Source organism: Shewanella waksmanii ATCC BAA-643, from assembly GCF_000518805.1.
GTDB classification, from domain to species: domain Bacteria; phylum Pseudomonadota; class Gammaproteobacteria; order Enterobacterales; family Shewanellaceae; genus Shewanella; species Shewanella waksmanii.
The window spans coordinates 25,172-44,661 of record NZ_JAEH01000041.1; the positions used below are offsets into that span (position 1 = coordinate 25,172).

The 19,490-nt window shown below is 43.6% G+C and carries 15 protein-coding genes; 6 read left to right on the forward strand and 9 right to left on the reverse strand.

Features of this window, described 5'->3' with window-relative positions:
* The first annotated feature begins 129 nt into the window (after nucleotides 1-129).
* A complete protein-coding gene (locus L865_RS0115135) occupies nucleotides 130-1,149 on the forward strand; it encodes a GGDEF domain-containing protein (protein ID WP_028774005.1) in 1,020 nt (339 codons plus the stop codon).
* Here L865_RS0115135 and L865_RS0115140 read toward each other — a convergent pair.
* The 3 genes from L865_RS0115140 to pdsO are packed head-to-tail and all read right to left on the reverse strand — an operon-like array spanning nucleotide 1,120 to nucleotide 4,699.
* Complete coding sequence (locus tag L865_RS0115140; protein ID WP_051484642.1) at nucleotides 1,120-1,746, reverse strand: class GN sortase; 627 nt, start codon at nucleotides 1,744-1,746, stop codon at nucleotides 1,120-1,122. The genes L865_RS0115135 and L865_RS0115140 overlap by 30 nt on opposite strands.
* Nucleotides 1,743-3,947 (reverse strand): marine proteobacterial sortase target protein, encoded by a 2,205-nt coding sequence (locus L865_RS23960; RefSeq protein WP_084632553.1) that lies wholly within the window; start codon nucleotides 3,945-3,947, stop codon nucleotides 1,743-1,745. Before L865_RS23960 ends, L865_RS0115140 begins: the two co-directional genes overlap by 4 nt.
* Before the next feature lie 17 nt (nucleotides 3,948-3,964).
* Entirely contained in the window at nucleotides 3,965-4,699 is a 735-nt protein-coding gene (gene pdsO, locus L865_RS0115150; protein ID WP_028774007.1) for a sortase-associated OmpA-like protein PdsO, read from the reverse strand.
* A 223-nt stretch (nucleotides 4,700-4,922) separates the two neighbouring features.
* On the opposite strand from pdsO, the gene pdsR reads away from it, so the two are divergent.
* The 3 genes from pdsR (at nucleotide 4,923) to L865_RS0115165 (ending at nucleotide 9,079) form a co-directional block, all read left to right on the forward strand.
* A complete protein-coding gene (pdsR, locus tag L865_RS0115155) occupies nucleotides 4,923-5,615 on the forward strand; it encodes a proteobacterial dedicated sortase system response regulator (protein WP_028774008.1) in 693 nt (230 codons plus the stop codon).
* A 2-nt stretch (nucleotides 5,616-5,617) separates the two neighbouring features.
* Nucleotides 5,618-7,795: a proteobacterial dedicated sortase system histidine kinase gene (gene pdsS / locus L865_RS0115160; protein ID WP_028774009.1), complete on the forward strand. Its 2,178-nt coding sequence runs from the start codon at nucleotides 5,618-5,620 to the stop codon at nucleotides 7,793-7,795.
* A 111-nt stretch (nucleotides 7,796-7,906) separates the two neighbouring features.
* Complete coding sequence (locus L865_RS0115165; RefSeq protein ID WP_037471304.1) at nucleotides 7,907-9,079, forward strand: cystathionine beta-lyase; 1,173 nt, start codon at nucleotides 7,907-7,909, stop codon at nucleotides 9,077-9,079.
* 34 nt (nucleotides 9,080-9,113) lie between these two features.
* Here the strand turns inward: L865_RS0115165 and L865_RS0115170 are convergent, their stop codons facing one another.
* The 3 genes from L865_RS0115170 to yegD form a co-directional block, all read right to left on the reverse strand.
* Nucleotides 9,114-10,217, reverse strand: a complete 1,104-nt coding sequence (locus L865_RS0115170; RefSeq protein WP_028774011.1) for a PilT/PilU family type 4a pilus ATPase — start codon at nucleotides 10,215-10,217, stop codon at nucleotides 9,114-9,116.
* A 93-nt stretch (nucleotides 10,218-10,310) separates the two neighbouring features.
* On the reverse strand, nucleotides 10,311-10,787 hold the full coding sequence (locus L865_RS0115175) for a CreA family protein (RefSeq protein ID WP_037471306.1): 477 nt from the start codon (nucleotides 10,785-10,787) through the stop codon (nucleotides 10,311-10,313).
* A 59-nt stretch (nucleotides 10,788-10,846) separates the two neighbouring features.
* Entirely contained in the window at nucleotides 10,847-12,214 is a 1,368-nt protein-coding gene (gene yegD, locus L865_RS0115180) for a molecular chaperone (RefSeq protein ID WP_028774013.1), read from the reverse strand.
* A 258-nt stretch (nucleotides 12,215-12,472) separates the two neighbouring features.
* On the opposite strand from yegD, the gene L865_RS0115185 reads away from it, so the two are divergent.
* Nucleotides 12,473-16,552 (forward strand): hypothetical protein, encoded by a 4,080-nt coding sequence (locus tag L865_RS0115185; RefSeq protein WP_028774014.1) that lies wholly within the window; start codon nucleotides 12,473-12,475, stop codon nucleotides 16,550-16,552.
* Nucleotides 16,553-16,560: 8 nt separating this feature from the next.
* Here L865_RS0115185 and yqfB read toward each other — a convergent pair whose 3' ends face one another.
* From yqfB to trhO, 3 genes are all read right to left on the reverse strand, one after another.
* Nucleotides 16,561-16,881 (reverse strand): N(4)-acetylcytidine aminohydrolase, encoded by a 321-nt coding sequence (yqfB, locus tag L865_RS0115190; protein WP_028774015.1) that lies wholly within the window; start codon nucleotides 16,879-16,881, stop codon nucleotides 16,561-16,563.
* A 236-nt stretch (nucleotides 16,882-17,117) separates the two neighbouring features.
* Nucleotides 17,118-17,324, reverse strand: coding sequence for a hypothetical protein (locus L865_RS0115195; protein WP_028774016.1), 207 nt, complete (start codon nucleotides 17,322-17,324; stop codon nucleotides 17,118-17,120).
* Nucleotides 17,325-17,558: 234 nt separating this feature from the next.
* The gene (gene trhO / locus L865_RS0115200) at nucleotides 17,559-18,536 is read right to left on the reverse strand and encodes an oxygen-dependent tRNA uridine(34) hydroxylase TrhO (RefSeq protein WP_028774017.1); all 978 of its coding nucleotides are present in this window, start codon (nucleotides 18,534-18,536) and stop codon (nucleotides 17,559-17,561) included.
* Nucleotides 18,537-18,786: 250 nt separating this feature from the next.
* Here trhO and L865_RS0115205 point away from each other — a divergent pair, with 250 nt between their 5' ends.
* The gene (locus L865_RS0115205) at nucleotides 18,787-19,461 is read left to right on the forward strand and encodes a glutathione S-transferase (protein ID WP_028774018.1); all 675 of its coding nucleotides are present in this window, start codon (nucleotides 18,787-18,789) and stop codon (nucleotides 19,459-19,461) included.
* The last annotated feature ends 29 nt before the right edge of the window (nucleotides 19,462-19,490 follow it).

Genomic DNA, 19,490 nt, shown 5'->3' on the forward strand with positions numbered 1-19,490 from the left:
TGAAGTCAGTTTTAATTGGACAAGTTGGCCGCTTCTCGTAAACTTTAACTTAGGCCTCAGCAATCACAGGCTTAAGTAGATAACGCGATAACAATCACTACGTCAGTGAGTAAGTCAGACAGGAAAATTATGTCAAAGAATCTGATGCAACAAGCAGCTGCCAACCTTAAAAAAGCTGTACCTTTGATGTTAAAGCATCAAATACCGACAACCCCAACTAACTATGCGTTATGGTACGCCTACGTGGGTGAGCAGAGCCCACAATTGGTTGAAAAACTCGATAGTGTGATTGAGCAATACCAGACCTGTCCGCCAATAAAAGCAGAGATGCTCTATCGCGAACACATTAGCGATCCCGTTGAAATTGATTTAATTGATATGCGCCAGAACCTAGAAGCTATGGCTACTGAATTGTCGCAATCGTTAAAAGACACCAACCACGATGCCAGCCAGTTTCAAACTCGAGTCGATACCAACTTTAACCGCCTAAACCGTATTGAAGAAGAAGGCGTAAGCTTGGAAAAAGTCCTAGGATTGGTGCGCGAATTAGTTAAAGAATCTGACGATATCCGCCAATCAACACAATTTTTTACCGGTCAACTGGACAAAGCTCAATCGGAAATTGAGTCACTTAAAAGTAAACTAAAGCAGTCTGAAAACGATGTCTATCACGATGCGCTCACTGGCGTGCTCAACCGGCGGGCCTTTGACCGCGATTTAGACGGTATTCTCAATCAATCCCCCCAAGGTTGCTGCTTAATCCTCACCGATATTGACCATTTTAAAGACTTTAATGATACCTATGGCCACCTACTAGGCGATCAGGTATTGAAAGTCGTTGCTAAACGATTAAGTGAGTCTTGCAGGGATGGCAGCCAAATTTATCGCTACGGCGGTGAAGAGTTTGCCATTATTGTCCCCAACAGCCATCAACGCAAAGCACGTCACTTAGCCGATGCAATGCGCCGTTCCATGGAGAAAATATCTTTAAAGGATCGTCGTAAAAACCAGAGAATTGATAATGTTACAGCATCATTTGGGGTAACAGAATGGCAAAAGTCTGACGACGCTATTACGTTAATAGAGCGCGCCGACGGACTATTGTACGAAGCCAAACGCTTAGGCCGAAATCGAGTAATGCCTATTTGATGAAACAGGCAGCGCCGTCACCACTAAACGATATTCAGTGTTTGGACTAATACGGTCAAATGGGTAGCAAGTCACTAGGGTTAACATAACCTCGTCATTATTAGTAAATTCAATTTGTGATTGATGCACTATCTGAGTATTAACAACCCGATAGGTCATTTCATCGGCATTGGCATCTTCCACTGCTATCGTATCACCAGGTTTAACATACTTAAGTAGTGAAAAATGACTATCTCTATGGCCCGCAATCACAGTATTACCCCATACATTAATTTCGTTATCTACCAACATTGCAGCTGGGCCAAAAGCTAAATTTCGCCCAGAAGCCCCAGCCAGCACATACAGATCATTTCTGTCTCCTTGCTGACGCTCAAAGCGTAACTTGGCTACCGGATAAGTATCAGCCCAACTCCAAGGCTTATGAAACTGACTGTCATTCAAGGTTTTTTGCCAAGCGTTTTCGATAAGAAACTGAGCAAAATGGGCTTTAGCTTGCATATATCCTCCAGAAATAATGAGTGCAACACCACCAAGTACCAATCCAAGCACACAGATCTTTAGCTTAAGTGTTGCCGTAAAATTTGCTGATTTGTTCATACTGGCTCCGTCACAGAACCCTCAAGGGCGAGTTTACTGCCCTTGATGTTGAATAAATGTCGATAACTGACATATAAAGCCCCACCGAGCATCAACATCACGCTGCCCAGAAATAGTAATAACGGACTCATCGTTGCAGTTTGCGGCAAGCGTCCAACCTGCCAGCCTTTAGGGAGATTTTGCGCTGTTTGCCCCTGCATTAATGACTGGCCTTGATTACGCCGTGCCACATCATCGATAGCGACTAGGCTGGTGTATTGACTAACAATGTGATGGGAAAGCGCTAAAGCAGTGACTTCGCGCTTGATAGCGTCACGGTTATCAGACCGTCTTGCCAGCATCAGACCAGCAATTTTCTCTCTCGCCCAGACAATATCGAGCCCTGGCATCTCGCTCGCCCGCTGAGGTTCGACCTCGGTATACCAGTATTGTCCATCCAAAAGGCCTGAAATAACGATGCTATCTGCAACCAGTGGTTTTTTATAGCTGAACATCAGTGCCTGATCTTGATACACATCGCGCTGACGCTGCGGCCAAACATCTAATGGCTGGCCACTTTTGGTTGCTATTTTGATGTCGGTAAGACGAGGAGTAGAGATTGCGCTTAGCAACTGCTGCATTTTGACTTCGACTTCATCAACTTTACCAATATAAGTATAAGTCCCGCGCCCGACCCTAGCAGCCTTTTCCATAAAATAACCATTTGGCGCCGCACCAATACCCACGGTAAATAACCGGCTGTCACCCAGTTGCTCGGTAATTTGATTGAATAGGGTTTGCTCGTTCCCTACCGCGCCATCGGTTATGAATATCACTTGGCGTAATTGCGCCTTGTTTGCATCATTGCCCTGATGTGGGTTGGCCAGCACTTGATGTTGTAAAGCCTCAGTTAACGCAGCGGACATCTCCGTGCCACCATCGGCAGACAGTTGCCTGATAAACTGCTGGGCCTTACCAAGCATTCTAGCCGTCACTGGCATCGCGTAAGGGGCAAAACTGCGAGTGTGAGAGTCAAAAGCAATGATATTAAAGGTATCTTGACTGCCTAAGTCAGCTAATGCCGTTATCAGCGCAGATTTAGCCTGCTGTATTGACTCACCGTGCATTGAGCCCGACGTATCAACCACCAATATCAGTTCACGACGTACTCGCCGCTCTGAGCCGTAAGACGGGTTCACCATCACTAAGCCATATTCTTGCTCAGCACTAGGTAACGAATCTTGCAAAAATTCATTATCTTTTGTGCTTGGCAACCCTCTATGAGTGATCCCTGCCTGACTAAATGCTGCTATCACAGGTTGCTGTGCAGATCGCATTTGCCAGTTGAGCACAAAATCACGCTCGGGTCGCGTCGCCTCCTTTAACGCAACATTCAACTCGCTACTGTTTTTCGAGCTGACCTCAATATCATGGTACGGCGCACTAATACTGCTGATATCAGCTTGAGCATTCAGCGTTATATTGAGGGTCATATTTGCCTGCTTCGCCGCGACAAAACTGGTATTTTCAGTAGTCAAAGCTGCATCATCAGTCCTTGAAGCTGAGCTCGTCTTAGCTGCCTCATACCTAGGAGTGATGGCAGTTGGAAAGCGTAATGCAAACTGACCATTACGTAACTGCAATCTTTGCTGGTAGACCAGTTCGACATGCAAGGTCTCGCCCGGTGCGAGGTTGGTAAAGGCATTGGTAAACAGGTTTGGTCGTCGCTGTACTGTTAATGTTGCAGTCTTACCCTGCTTTTGCGCCTGCTCGAACATGGCTTTGGCCTGCGCTTTGGGCTTAATCACCCCAACCAGCTTTCGTTCACCGACTCGCATGATTAGCGTATCAATAGCCGCATCATGGGGTAAGGGAAATTGAAATTGCCCCCGCATCCAGTGCTCGGTGTGATTAACAAAAGTCTGTTTGACCCGTGCACGATTAACCCAGCCCGTGACCTGCATTTCTACATCAGTTTGAGTGGGCAAGCTAACCAGTTGTGTGGGGCTACCATCAACAAGCTTGCCGCTTTGTTCAACCAGTTGATAGTTAATGTAGCTTTGACCTAAAGTCGGTTCTGTGGCGCTCATCGCCATAACTGCGTCACTTAACAGCATAACGGCTACAGAAAAGGTCACTAAAATGTGTTTGGCCCAAGTGGCTCCCAGCGGGAGCCCTTTTGGGTGGTGTTGCCATTCCTTCGAGCATGCAATGTCCATCATATTGCTCCCAAAATCACTTAGTGGTTGGCTGCAACAGCGGTTTCTTCGGTCACTAAGCGTAAGGTGACACGGCGATCAAAAAAGTCATTCTCAAAATTCTGTTCTTGATTCAGTGGTGAGCTAGCACCAAAGGCACTGGTGTCTAGTCGTGCCACTTCCACCCCCTTATTAACTAGGTAACCTCTCACTTCTGCCGCTCGCTGCTCAGACAAAGCTTGGTTGTAGGTTGAATCGCCACGTCTGTCGGCATAGCCGGTGAGGTCGAGTCGTAAACTAGGTGATTGATTTAGTAAATAGGCCACTTCATCTAACTGCGCTTGAAAATGCGGCTGGATTTCTGAAGAGCCGGTTTTAAATTGCACATTGAGGCCTAAAGTCAGCTCAGCTAAACGAGTAGACTGCGCCTGTTTTAACGCCACAAGTTGCTGTTTGGTTTGCTGCTGGTTGGCCGCCAGGCGCTGTTTTTCAGCAGCAAGGTTGGCAATTTCATCTTGTTGCATAGCTAATTGTGCGCTATTACTTTTCAGCTCTGATTCATCCCCAACAGATTTACCAATGATGGTTCCGGTAAAGGCACCAATAATCGCACCAACGGGGCCGCCTACCACAGCACCTAGGACAATGCCTGAGCTTAGGCCAATGAGCTCTTCATTATGGCTGCGGGTTTCAGCCTCTTGTGCTTGCTCGGCAAAGCTAGCTTGAGAGAAAGTAACGCTTGAGATGATTAATGCGCTTAGAAGTTGCTTTTTCATAATGTATTCCTTTATTTCAACTGTTTGTTAGATGTCGACTTAATGTGTCGATGAACTTGATGTCACCTATTAAAACGATTTGAAATGGCTACATTGGGCGGCAAAAATGGCATTGCGTCGATCAAATGTGGCAACAAAATGGCAATTGGCCTGCACGCCTTTAAACCCGCAAAAATTACTGTATAGTTCGAACAATCAAAGCAGTAAAAGAGACTCGTTGGTTATGAAACGTATTGCCATCGTCGAAGATGAAGCGGCTATCCGCGAAAACTATAAAGAAGTGTTGCAGCAACAAGGTTACCAAGTTCAAGCCTATGCCAATCGTCCTAGTGCGATGGAGGCATTTGCCACACGCTTACCCGATTTGGCAATAATAGATATTGGCTTAGAAGATGAAATTGATGGGGGTTTTACTCTCTGTCAATCGCTGCGAGCCCTATCCAGTAGTTTGCCAATCATTTTTCTGACGGCCCGCGACAGTGACTTTGATACGGTATGTGGCCTGAGACTGGGTGCGGATGACTACCTCACTAAAGATGTCAGCTTCCCGCATCTGATTGCACGCTTAGCGGCGCTGTTTCGCCGCAGCGAGCTCATCGCGCAAACGACTAAACAAGATAACTTAATTGAACACGGTGATTTAACTATCGATGCCAATCGCATCCAAGTCTATTGGAAGCAACAAGCCATTGAGCTAACCGTTACAGAGTTTTGGATGGTGCATGCACTGGCCAAGCACCCTGGCCATGTCCGCAGTCGCCAAGCGTTAATGCAAGATGCAAAAATCTATGTCGACGACAGCACGATCACATCGCACGTGAAACGGATTCGAAAAAAGTTTTTACATCAAGATAGCAAGTTTGATTGCATTGATACCGTATACGGTATGGGTTACCGCTGGGATCCACAAGGTTAACTATGTACCATCCACCCATTGGTCTACGCTCAAAAGTTGCCATTTTATCGTTGTTTTTATTGTGCCTACCTTGGTTGGGTTATCAGTACGTGTGGGAGATGGAAAAATACCTCAGACACGGACAGGAAAAAACCCTTGAAGGTACGACTCAAGCGCTGGCAACCGCCCTGCATGAAAGACCAAAGCTGTTTGACAAACAAGCCAGTTTTCTTAATCAAGTACAGCTAGGCCGCGACCTGTATGCTTACCCGTTAGCACGTCCAATTCAACTAGATGGCAAGTTAGGTGATTGGGATGCCTATCGCCACCGCTCTATCAATTATGCTGAGCAATACCAGATTTACCGCGGTGATCCCGCTAAGCCATTAACCCTGAGTTTTGAGCATATGGTCGGCAAGTATTCTGGCTACCTATATGCATTTTTTGAAGTCACAGACCCTAGCGTAATATATCGAGGCAGTAACAGCCTACAAATCGATAATAATGATCATTTAAGTATTGCCACCTTGGCGCCAGACGGCGAGTTTAGGCGTTATATCGTCTCCACCACTCAAGATGGTTGGGTTAGCGCGTTTGAGCTCCCCCTTGACCCCAACAAGCGCACGCCGGTAACGCCTGAAGTACGGATTCAAGGCAAATGGCTGAAGACCGACAAAGGATACAATGTTGAACTAAGAATGCCGCTGCACATGGTTGGCAGTAAACTTGGTTTTGCCATTGCCGATGTCAATTCCAAATACAGCCGCAACATCGAAGCCATTATCGGTACCTCGGGCATTGATGATGTTGAAAAGCTTGGAACCGTACTCGTACCCTCCCCCGAAATTGAAAGCATAATCAAAGGTATGAGCCACAATAGCTCGCGTATTTGGGTCGTAGACAAACATGGACGCGTATTGGCTAAATCGGGTGACATTCGCGCCAGCCAAAGTGTGTGGACAAAAACCGCAGCGGATAAACCAGCAGACAATGCTTGGGACCAATTCAAGCAGCAGTACCTACACCCGCTTTATTATAAAATTCTAACTACGCCACCGAAAGATTTTGTCGACTCTTTGCAAGATTCAACGGTTCTCAACGGCAGTCACATTGAGTTGGCCTTAAAAGGAAAACAAGGCTCTACATGGCGACTGACTCCCGATAACAAGGCTGTAGTGCTGGCGGCAGCCAGTCCAATTTGGATTGACGATAAAGTAATGGGAGTTGTCATTGCTGAAGAGACAACCCATGGCATTCGCACTTTGCGTAATCGCGCACTAGAAAAATTGTTTAATGTCATTCTCACCATTATGAGTATGGGAACACTGGCGCTGTTTTTCTTTGCGTCGAGCATCTCTAGCCGCATTAGACGGCTACGTGATGATGCCGAACAAGCCATTGATAGCCAGGGCCGAATTCAAAAAGCCATTGAAGGCTCCAAAGTGAGGGATGAGATTGGTGATTTGTCACGCAGTTTCTCTAACATTGTTAGTCGTTTAGGTCAGTACACCCACTACTTGGAAAACATGTCATCTCGGCTCTCCCATGAACTGCGCACACCTGTGGCGGTAGTGCGCTCCTCACTCGAGCATCTCAACAACCAAGCCTTGGATGAAGCCAGTCAGAAATACGTTGATCGTGCGCAAGAAGGGGTCAGCAGGCTTAATATGATCCTTAACAACATGAGTGAAGCCACTCGCTTAGAACAAAGCTTATCGCAAGCTGAGCTAGACGAGTTTGCATTAAACAAGGTTATCGCGGGCGTGATGCAAGGTTATCAGTTCACCTACCCAGAGCAGACATTTAACCTTAATCTCAGTGAGCAGCACCTGCCAATGCAAGGTGTACCGGAATATATCGCCCAACTAATGGATAAACTGATTGCCAATGCCATTGAATTTAGTCCTAAAGAGAGTGCTATTGCCGTGGATTTAAGCGCCAGCAGCAAACAAGCCATCATCACAGTGAGTAATCATGGCCCGGCATTGCCTAGCGATATGGGTGAACAAATATTTGAATCTATGGTGTCAGTGCGCAGTCAAAAAGCCCAAGAAAAGCCGCACTTAGGACTGGGGCTCTATATTGCTAGGCTCATCTGCGACTTCCATCAAGGCAGCATCACAGCCAAAAACCTGCTTGATGAACAACAGCAGGCCATTGGCGTCCAGATCACCATTAAACTGCCATTGTATTCAGGCTAATAATACGGCGCGTTAATTCGAAATTATTCAACTTAGCGCGCGCACCACTTCTATTTAGCCGTACAGATGTTAAGATGGCTAAATAGACGTCAGCGACAGAGTGTAATGTTCATGAAAAAAGAAACAGCAATTGTTAGCGTAGGCCGCGATAAAAAGTGGACTAAAGGGGTGATCAACCCGCCGGTATTTAGAGCCTCGACTATGGTGTTTGATACCATCGAAGAGATGCGGTTTGCCACCAAGAACCGCGCCAATGGTGAAATGTTTTATGGTCGCCGTGGTGGCCCGACTCATTTCGCGTTTCAAGCTGCCATTGCTGAACTCGAAGGCGGAGTAGGCACCGCACTCTACCCTTCAGGTAGTGCCGCCATTAGCGCCGCGCTCATGTCGTTTTTAAAAGCCGGCGATCACTTGTTGATGGTTGACAGCGCATACGAGCCGACTCGTGATTTATGTAATAAATTATTGGCCGGCTATGGTATCGAAACCACCTATTACGACCCTATGATTGGCGCAGGTATTGCCGAGCTTATTCAACCCAATACCAAGGTTTTGTTCTTAGAATCGCCAGGTTCTATTACCATGGAAGTACAAGACGTCCCTACTTTATGCAAAATCGCGCATCAACATGATTTGACAGTTATGCTCGACAATACTTGGGCTTCGCCTATTAATAGCCGCCCATTTGACATGGGCGTCGACATCTCCATTCAGGCGGCCACTAAATATATTGTGGGCCACAGTGATGTAATGATGGGGACTGCAACCGCCAATGAAAAACATTGGGAGCAACTCAGGGAAAACAGCTACCTGATGGGTCAATGCACCTCCCCCGATGACGTATACCTTGCCAGCCGCGGCCTAAGAACACTGGGTGTACGTATGGCTCAGCATGAACAAAACGCCCTTAAGATTGCCAACTGGTTGGCTAGCCGCCCAGAAGTTGATCATATTCGTCATCCGGCATTTGAAACTTGCCCCGGCCATGAGTTTTTTAAACGCGACTTTAGCGGTGCCAATGGTCTGTTTTCGTTCGTTTTAAAGCAAGGCAACATCAAGTCTGTTACCGCATTTGTTGAGAACATGGCGCACTTTAAGATGGGCTTTTCTTGGGGCGGCTATGAGAGCTTAATTTTGGGCGTGTTTGGCATCGACAAATTGCGTACTGCGACCCAGTGGGATAGCAGTAAACCTCTGATACGTTTACATATTGGATTGGAGAATGTTGACGACTTAATTGCCGATCTTGATGCAGCGTTTGAGCGGTTCAACCAAGCACTATAATGGATCCTTTTCAGGGTGGTATTGGCCACCCTGATTAATTGACCTCAATATCTTGATAGTCATCGCTGATACCTTTACCTTCGAGTAAACGGATTTTCACTTCTAAATTATGGCGTGAATCGCCAAAATTAAGCGCTGCTTGTTTATCTATTCTCCCCTGCTTATACAGCTGCAGTATCGCCTCATCAAATGTCACCACTTCTTGTTCCAAGTTACGTTCAAGTGCATCACGAATATCATCAATTTTAGCGCGTCGAATGAGCTCTCTAATGAAGGGGGTATCTCGAAGGATTTCAATCGCAGGCCAACGCTTTTGATTTACGCCTGGGACTAAACGTTGGCAGATAACCGCTTTAAGATTGTGAGATAAATCAATTAATAACTGCTTATGGGCAATTTCAGGGAAAAAGTTTATTACTCGATCTAAGGTTTCTATACTGTTGCTTGCGTGAATGGTCGCTAAACACAAATGGCCGGTCTCAGCATAGGAAATCGCATTTTTCATTGTCTCTTGGTCGCGGATCTCGCCAATGAGTATCACATCCGGTGCTTCGCGCATCGCACTGCGCAATGCTTGAGCATAGCTTTTAGTGTCCTCACCAACTTCACGTTGATTAATAATGGCTTGTTTATAGCTATGAACAAATTCGATGGGGTCTTCAATGGTAAGAATATGTCCAGGTTGGTTAGCATTGCGATAATCAATCATTGAAGCCAATGTGGTCGATTTGCCTGATCCCGTAGCGCCAGCAACCAAAATTAGTCCTCTCGGCTGCATGACTAAATCTGCTAAACACGGCGGTAGATTCAGTTCATGTAATTGCGGTGGCTCAGTTTTTATATGTCTAATGACCATCGCCACATCAGCCATTTGCCTAAAAATACTGACTCTAAATCGACCTACACCTGCCAAGGTTATACCAATACTGACATCCCACTCAGACTCAAATTGGGCTAATTGGCGATCTTTCATTAATGAGTACGCCAAACTCTTAACATCATCAGCATGCAATATCGTTTGCTGTTCGACTGGGCTGCATTGACCTTCTATTTTAATCAGTACAGGCGCATCAGGACTGAAAAACAGATCCGATGCTTGCTTTAACACCATTAACTTTAAGTACTTTGCAATTCCCATAGGCATCCCTTACCTGCGAGTTCAATAAAAAAGGCAACCCTCAAGGTTGCCTTTAAAACATAGCAGAAAATCAATAACCTGTAGTACTAACCACTAATTTTTGGCAGATTCACTTTGGTTGTCGACCCAAGCCTCTGTGCCATACAAAGGCACTGTCGACAGTGCGTGTTTATGGCTCCCATTGGTCTCTTTGGTTGAATACGACAAATACAGCAAAGTTTGATTTTCTGCATCGTAAATTCGACGCACTTTTAGTGATTTAAATAAGATGCTTAACGACTCTTTAAATACAATTTCACCATTTTTACTGCGGTCAATCGCTGCAATATCGGCACGACTTATCGGCCCGGTTTGTCGGCAGGAAATGCTCATGTCCGACGGATCGGCAAAATCTAAATTGGCTTCCACTCGGCTAATATGGCAAGTCACCCCGGCAATTTTTGGATCGTCACGAGCATCTATCACCACATCTTTGGTGGTAAACAGCCCCAAACTCACTTTACCAACATCATCGCCGCAACCCGCCAGCAAGATTGTGCCTAATAAACCCAGCAATAAACGCTGTATCATTGTCAAATTTCCCTTATTCCATTAGTATCTTCAGTCTATCAGCGTTCAACGCCAATAGCTTATTTCCCATTAAATACTTTTTGCGCCCAGCGCGTTAAACCCGCAGTTACACTACCAAAGTGATCCCCTACCACAATCGGTACTTGCGGATAGAGCGATGCGATAACACTGTAAATCGCAGGGCTTCGTGCGGTACCGCCAGTGACGTATATTACCTCTGGTGCTTGGCCTGCTTGTTCAACCGCCCGCTGCATTAAATGAGTAATTTTACTACTAGGAGCCTGAATTGCTTCAATAAACATAGCCTCAGTCACATTGGCGTGTAGTCCACGGTGCAAATAATCTAGTGGCGCGTCGGTGGCAACATTATCCGATAAAGCAATTTTTACTGATTCAGCACTTCGCACAATACGATAGCCCAATTGATCAGCTTGCACCTTTAATAAACGCTGCAATAACTGAGGTGATTGAGCATCTTTAATGAGATCTAAAATGAGTGTTTTTGAACCCAAAGCGGCAAATTCGCGCTGTGCACTGATATCATTGACTGCAACCGCATTCCAAAAAGGTTTACTTGGCACTGGTAGGCCATTGGTCATTAGCGTATCTAAACCCAGGTGTGGCATAAATGCGCCCATAGCGAGCGCTATATCAAGATCGTTACCACCAATACGCTGTCCGGTATGAGCCAGAAAGTCAGCACTTCTGTCGGAGTTACCACTTAAAGTCGGCCCCATGTTCACCACAGAGCAGTCAGTAGTACCACCACCCACATCGACCACTAACACACATTTATCTTCAGTTAGGCTCGCTTCATAATCCATACCTGCGGCAATCGGCTCAAACAAGAAAGCCACATCAACAAAGCCGGCACGCCTTGCCGCTAAACGTAGAATTGATTCTGCTTGTTGATTGCTCTCTTCACCGCCAATCCCTTGGAAGTTTACCGGACGCCCCACGACGGCATGGGTAATTGGCTCACCTAAACTTTGCTCGGCAGATTGCTTCACATGGAGCATCATCATAGTGACAATATCTTCAAACAGAGCAATCTGTTCGCTACGCAAGCCTTTTGCGCCCAAAAATGATTTGGGTGAGCGGACATAAAAGCCTTCTTCAGGCATATCTAAATAAGCATCAATTGCTGCTTGTCCGACAAATACAGCCTGCTCATCAGCGTAAAGATCTAACTCTCGTCTCGCCGCTCGGGCACGCGCTAATTGGGAGGAACGTAATTTGGCATAGTCTGGTCTAAATGCAGCTGGCATTTGATTTAGCACTGCTTCAGCGATCAGTTCCCTGTCCATTGCATAAAGGGTGGAGCTAATGTACTGGCTACCATCAACTAGCGGTACAAGCTTCACTTCACCCGCAGCCATTACACCGACAGCACAATTGGCACTGCCGTAGTCAAAACCAACAAACATGGTTCACTCCAAAGACTCTAAAAAAGCCGGCAAAGTTAACACACTCGGTGTAAAAGGCAATGGCAACAACAAAAATTCCTACAGGTCATCACAAATAGTAAAACGCCGTAATCGACTACTAGCGTTGCAACCAATATTCAAAAATAAGAAATATATAATTTCCCATAGTACTTCTGACTGTATATTCGAAATCAAGTTTGATTAATTAATAACCTATAACTAGTCTAACTATTCAACTTATTTTACCTGAAACGTCTCATGGATGCGGACAAAAAAACTCAAAAGAAAAGCAATTTAACTGCCTACTTAATTTTAATACTCGCCGGTGTTGTCTCCACTGGAATCTATTTTGACTATAAAAGCGATATAGATAGGCAAGTTAATGTCGATTACTTTCGTCAACTATCCGAAGTTGAAGACTCTTTCAGCCATACAATAGCCAGAATAGCAGCGCTTAGTAAATATGATGATTCAAAAACCCTGGCGAGACAATACAATACCTATAGTGAAATAAACCTAGATACTGCAAATGGAACCTGTTTATTCTTGGGTCCGCCCACTAGAGAGGATGCTAGCCGAGAACTAAATGGGGATAATCCCAAAAAAGGCGTAAGTGATATTTGTATTCGGAAAAAAGGTGAAGATAAAATAGACAACAATGATGAAGGTAATTTCCAAGCCATTGAGATTAACGAAGTACTGTCCCAGCTACCCAACCAGTTTGATGAAATACTATTAGCTAACAATGATGACAAAATAATCGGCCATTCAAATAAATACAGCATCCATAACATCAGTAATATTAACAAGCTAATCAATAAAATTTATAAAGAGGCCGAAAAGTCCGGCATATCGAAGATATTATCTAGCCGTGCCCAACCTTTAGCACCTACTGAAGGAAAAATAAGTTTGGGTCAAACCAGTTTTACGGATACAGAGTTAGGTGGACAACGTTATCGAATATTTTTTCATCCCATGGTTTACTCTGAACTTAACCAAGGTGATGAGCTGGTTTTAGTCGCGATACTCTCCCATGCGAAACTGATGAGTCGAGATCCGCTGTCCCATAACCTACCATTTTTAGTCAGTGGACTATTTTTGCTCTTAAGTATCTGGGTTGCGACGCTACTTTGGTTTTACCCTATCAATGCAAGCTTAACAAAGCTAACAAGAAACCTATCGATCGTTACGCTCTATGGACTACTGTTTACAGTTTTAGCACTGACCTTATCCCTAAGTTTCAAAAATCGAGTCAAAGACCACCGACATCAATTAACTGTCGAAAAAATCAAACAGTTTAGATTAGACTTTGAAAACGACATAAATTATGCCACAGCAAATCTTTTAGAACAGAAACAACTATTTGAGTACATTTGGTCCATTGATGATAAAGTTGATTGCGAAGAGCTAACCGCTAAAGCAAAAAAAATTATCAACACCAACTTTTACCAGAAAAAAACAACGTCAAGAACTAAAAAAAATGAACAGTTAGAGGAGACTTTCAATCAGGGTAGTTGTTTCTTATCTAGTGAGACATTGCAATTTATAAAAGAAAATGTACAAGACGAAGATGAGACAGAAACTCATAGCATAAGGTTTATCGGTAACGACCTTATTCCACCAAACGAAAGAAAAAACCATGCCCAAGATGGACAGCGACTTGATATAGAAAAAATCAAAAACGGCCTGACTCAGTACAATGGCGATCAACCATTCCCCCTTAGTGCTTTTATTGCCAACGATAAAGGTATTACAGTTTTATCCATTCATCATCACGAGGCCAATTTAACTAGCGGCACCAATCTGTCACATCGAAACTATATAAAACAAATTCAACGAGGTAATAGCTGGTCTCTCCCAACAAATAATAACCCGCAGATAAAAGGAGAAAAGTTCTACTTACAACGCCTTTACAACGTCACCAACGGCTCTCTAGGCACTACCATCAGTGTACCGTCGAGCTTTCCGAATCAGGTTATCGCTGGTGATTACTATCTACCTAGTAGTCTATTAATGTCCGTAGATAAACACGATTCAATAGAAAATAACCAATGGATATCTGATCTGATTATTATGATCAGTAATATTAATACTGGCGAAGTCATATTCCATACTGAGAATGAACGAAGTCTTAAAGAAAATCTAGTCACACTTAATAGCGAAAACTCAAAAGCCTTTGCAACATGGTTAGCCACTTCAGTCAGCAACGAAGAGGAACAACTTAGCTTTAAAGGTTTTTACCATGGTGAACCAGGGCGATATTACAAAACTCACAGTATTACAGGCCCTTATACTGTGACAGCTTTTCTACCTGACAACAGCCTTAAAACGCTAACGGTTAATCAATTTTCATATTTACTAACCGCTATAACTATAGTAATAGCTATAACCTCATCATTGATGTATTTGTTCTATACACTCTATGTCGGTTTTAGAAATAAGTCGCGTACAGAAGTTGTAGTCAATGGTATAAAGCACCCTTTTTTCTATCGATTGCACCTACCAACATTAATTACAGTCTGGTACTTAGTAGTAATAGAGTCATTGCAAGTCTCTGCAGCCATTTTTTCAATTACTTTAGCGAGTACTTTAGCATTAGCTGCGCTTTATATTCTCAAGGAGTTAAAAAAAAGCCGATCCCACTTCACCGATTTTAAGATAGAAAGCATTGTTAAGCATAAAGCCACATTCTCTACTGGAATTACGCTAGTAGCTTGCATAATAGTCATCACACCTACCTATCAATCTAGCCTGTTCACCTTCAATAAATATCAACAACTAGTGCACGAACATATTATGAAAAATAATACTCGAGACATCTCCAAGTTCTACCGTGAGTATTACCCAAAAACACTGAGTCATTGTGTTAGTAAGCAAACTAAAATACCTATCTGCGAATGGTTTACCCAAGATATAACTAAAGCCTCCAAGCCTGTCGATTTTACAACTTACACACAGTTAAGGTTACTTGAGCACTATGTAGATGAACAGTTGTCTGCGGTTGTAGAGGAACAAGCTAAATTGCCCCCGGTTGAGCTGTTAGGTCTTTCAAGCCTATGGGTAATACTCTCGATTTTGCTCAGTGCGAGTTGGCTCATAATATACAGCTGGTGGGTCAAGCCAAGATTACTTTTGTCTACAGGTACTCGGAAACACTTAACACTCATGCGGAGGCTTAATCGCAGTCTAGCTTTATCTGAGCTAAAAACAAACCAAGACGCGAGTGGGTCACAAACGGCCAAGTTAACAATTTGTTTGGGCATGACTAAGCGCCATGGCGAAAGCCTACCGCATGCGCTTGCTACTAGGGATGACGACTTATTTCGTGAACTAAAATCGGCAGTTAGTGCTGATCAATCAAATTACCAGCCCTTAGAGCAATTGAATGAACACCCACAGCAAGCTAACCAAACGATCAATTATAGAGAAATGTTACCTAGCATAAAATATTCATACGACGCTGCTGAAAATGCCATGTCTCTATGGGATCTAGAAATTTGTCTTGAAACTCACTTCACACGCACACAATTGCTGCGTCTTATTGAAGAGCTCAAGCAACAAAATCAAGTCACCAACCTAACCGTTACCCTGCATTGCTCTAGTTCTACATTAGATAAATTGAACTGGCTGGACGAGTTACAGCTTAAGAAGTTTGAAACTTTGGAACATAGAGATATGTTAGCTTGGTCTGAATGTCTAATGGACTTTGATGTTGAGCTGGCAAATGAGCTGGATACTTACTATATCGGCCTAGACAAAAGCATCGCTGTCAAAGAGCAAACGTCCCTACCCGAACTAGCAGCTATTCCGTTGCAACTAAAGCGTTTCTATTGCAACGAAAAAAGTTCAGACCTCACTACTAAGTTTAACCGAAATTTATCTCGAGCCCACACGTACAGCTATTTACTACATCATTACAGTGCGACCTATCGATATAAGTGGGAAAGCTGTAATGACAATGAAAAGCTAGCCTTATTCTATTTAGCACGAGATGAACAAATAAACCCCCAAAACAAAAACTTAATTAGTATTCTTGGTCAAAAAGGTTTGATCGAGCTTCACCCTAACGGCATCGATTTAAAGATAATTAATGAGACATTCAAAATCTATGTCAAATACGCAGAATCTCAAAAGGTATTCGAACAGTTAAAGCGCCGTGGTTCAGCAGGCACTTGGAATAATTTCAAAGTACCTTTTACTATCCTAATTTTTATGGCTGTCATAGGTTTAGCACTAACGTCTGGCCAATCAATATTTGTGTTGTTAGGCGGCATCAGTGCGGCTCTTTCATCTATAGCCAGCATTAGGACTAATATGGGGAATGGTCTACCTAAGTAGGTAAACGTTTAAATTAACTTAAAGCTAATCACGTAAAGCTGCTCGGTATCGGGGTAGACATCGCGGATAATTTGCTTGAGCTTATCTAACGGAAGATATTCTTGTTCAGCATGAAACTGATTAAGCTCGCTAAACAAGATGGGCTCGACACTCAGGATTTCAATGTCGCACACTTTGACTTGGGTCTCTAAGGTAAACACAGCGACTTGAGTACCAGGAACATAATGGCTTTCAGCTTCGTCACGAATGGTTATGGTCTTCTTCCCCGAAGCCACTAGCGGGGTTAAAAACTCAAAAAAGGTAATGGTTGATGGGGCAATATCTGGCATATATTAGTTCTTTTAGGAAAAATGACAGCTAGTACATGTCTAATTATACCATGTTTATTGGCCAACTAACGCGACATATTTATAAAAGTAATTGGTGTTACTTAATGTACAGTTACCAAAAAAATCAAAACCACACATTAGAGTTTTATTGCATATACTTCCCCCTTTTAGTTCGGCTTAAAAAAATAAGGGGGTAAACATCAAGAGTTACACCCTTATTTTCTTAGTTCGTCTATTTAGTAGTAATTACAAGAACCCGGTACTTGGCGGGCACACGCTCTAAACTCATTACTGCATTGCATCGGTGTTTTGTCGCCCGACACTAAACAAGCCTCCCAAGCACGATTACACTGAGAACAAGATGGGTTAAATGCGTATGCAGTTACAGCTGCGCCTAACCCTAAACCCACTATTACAACTTTAAACATTTTGCTAATTGTCATTATTATATCCTTATAATCAGTTACTCATTGCCCAATATTAGACAAATTTAAGTTAGCACTATTAAAATCCTACCAGCAATAACCCAAAAGTTTATATTCAGAACTGTTAGGTCAACAAAATGTCGTCAAAAATAGCACAAACAAATTGACAAGATATAAAGACAATCGAGATTAGACCAAAAATAAATAAGGCCGCATTAGCGACCTTATTTAAATATATTGTTTAGAAAGAGTTTATTTATTCTGCTGACTTTGCTTCACTTGTGCTTTACGGTCACGGCGTTGTTCAATAACTTTATTTACATCACTGCCGATATGACTTTCGCCACGTTTAGCGGCTAGTTGCACCTGCTTTTCACGCTCAGCAAATCGCTGTCTTTGTTTCTCAGAAATACTATCAATACAGTGCGGGCAACTGACACCTTTTACATAGTGTTCGCTGGCTTTATCTTGCTCGGTAATAGGTAATCGACAGGCGTTACATTGGTCGTAATCACCTTTCTCAAGATCGTGATTAACTGAAACACGATTGTCGAATACAAAACACTCTCCTTGCCATAGGCTGTCTTTTTGATCGACTTCTTCTAGGTATTTAAGTACGCCACCTTCTAGGTGATAAACCTCATCGAACCCCTGCTCTTTTAAATAAGCGGTCGATTTTTCACAGCGAATACCCCCCGTGCAAAACATGGCCACTTTTTTGTGTTGTTGCGGGTCTAGGTTATCTTTTACGTAGTCAGGAAACTCTCTAAAGGTCTTAGTTTTAGGATCTACCGCATGTTTGAAGGTACCAATATCGACTTCATAATCGTTACGAGTATCAATAAGCAACACTTCTGGATCAGAAATCAGTTTATTCCAATCTTTAGGTTTCACGTAGGTACCAACCACTCTACGTGGATCAATACCTTCAACACCCATAGTCACAATCTCTTTTTTAAGTTTAACTTTGGTGCGATAGAACGGCATTTCGTCGTCAAAAGAGAGTTTGTACACAATATTGTCTAGTCCAGGCTGCTCACCCAACCAAACTAGTAGTGCATCAATCGCGCTTTGGCTGCCAGCTACGGTGCCGTTAATGCCTTCGTTGGCTAACAGTAAAGTACCTTTAATTTGCAAGCGTTCCATCTGTTGTAACAACGGCACTTGTAATTGCTCGTGATCGGCTAAGGTGACAAATTTATATAGGGCACACACAACAACTTTTGACATAACATCCTCTTTGCTCGCTGAGGCTTAATCCCCAGTGCAGGTAACCACAATGATTGCTATTTATGAGTTAACAGCACTGCAATCATCACATAATCGGGCGCAAATTCTACCTAGATCACACCCCAACAAACAGGGACAAAAAGTAAGGTTATTAAAATTATTCATAAATCTTGCTTGAGCCAAGGCAATAATCACGCAAAAATGGCGCCTATAAACGCCAAATAGCGGCGAACTTTGCAAGGAACTGCCAGTGTCGACTCAACTTAATCAATCAACGCAACTACCGATATTATACTCTTTTAGGCGTTGTCCTTATGCCATGCGCGCTCGACTCGGATTACTACTTGGGCAGCAGTCGGTACAACTTAGAGAAATTATCCTTAAGCACAAACCACAGCCCATGTTAGATGCCTCACCCAAAGGCACAGTGCCAGTATTAATATTGGCTAATGGACAAGTGATTGATGAGAGTTTAGACATCATGCTGTGGAGTTTAAGTCAATCTGATCCCAACAACCTATTATTAGCTGGCAGTGCAAAACAAGAGTTAGCGCAAGCGCTCATCGCAACCAATGATCAGCAATTTAAACCTTGGTTAGACAAGTACAAATATGCAGACCGCCATCCCGAACATGACGAGCAATACTACCGTCAGCAAGGTGAAACCTTTATTGCTCAGCTTGAAGCCCTGCTAGGTAAACATGACAATTTATTAAGCGAGCACGCTAGCATTGCTGATTTTGCAATCTTTCCGTTTATTCGCCAATTTGCCCATGTTGATCGCGATTGGTTCTTTCAGGCCAACTATCCACAGGTGCAAAGGTGGTTGACCGGGCACATCAACAGTGAGGTATTTACTCAGGCAATGAAAAAATACCTACAGTGGCTCGATGACCCTAGCCCTATTACTTTTGGTGCCAGCTAAGCGCTGCTAGCTTACACGGCTCCGCCAAC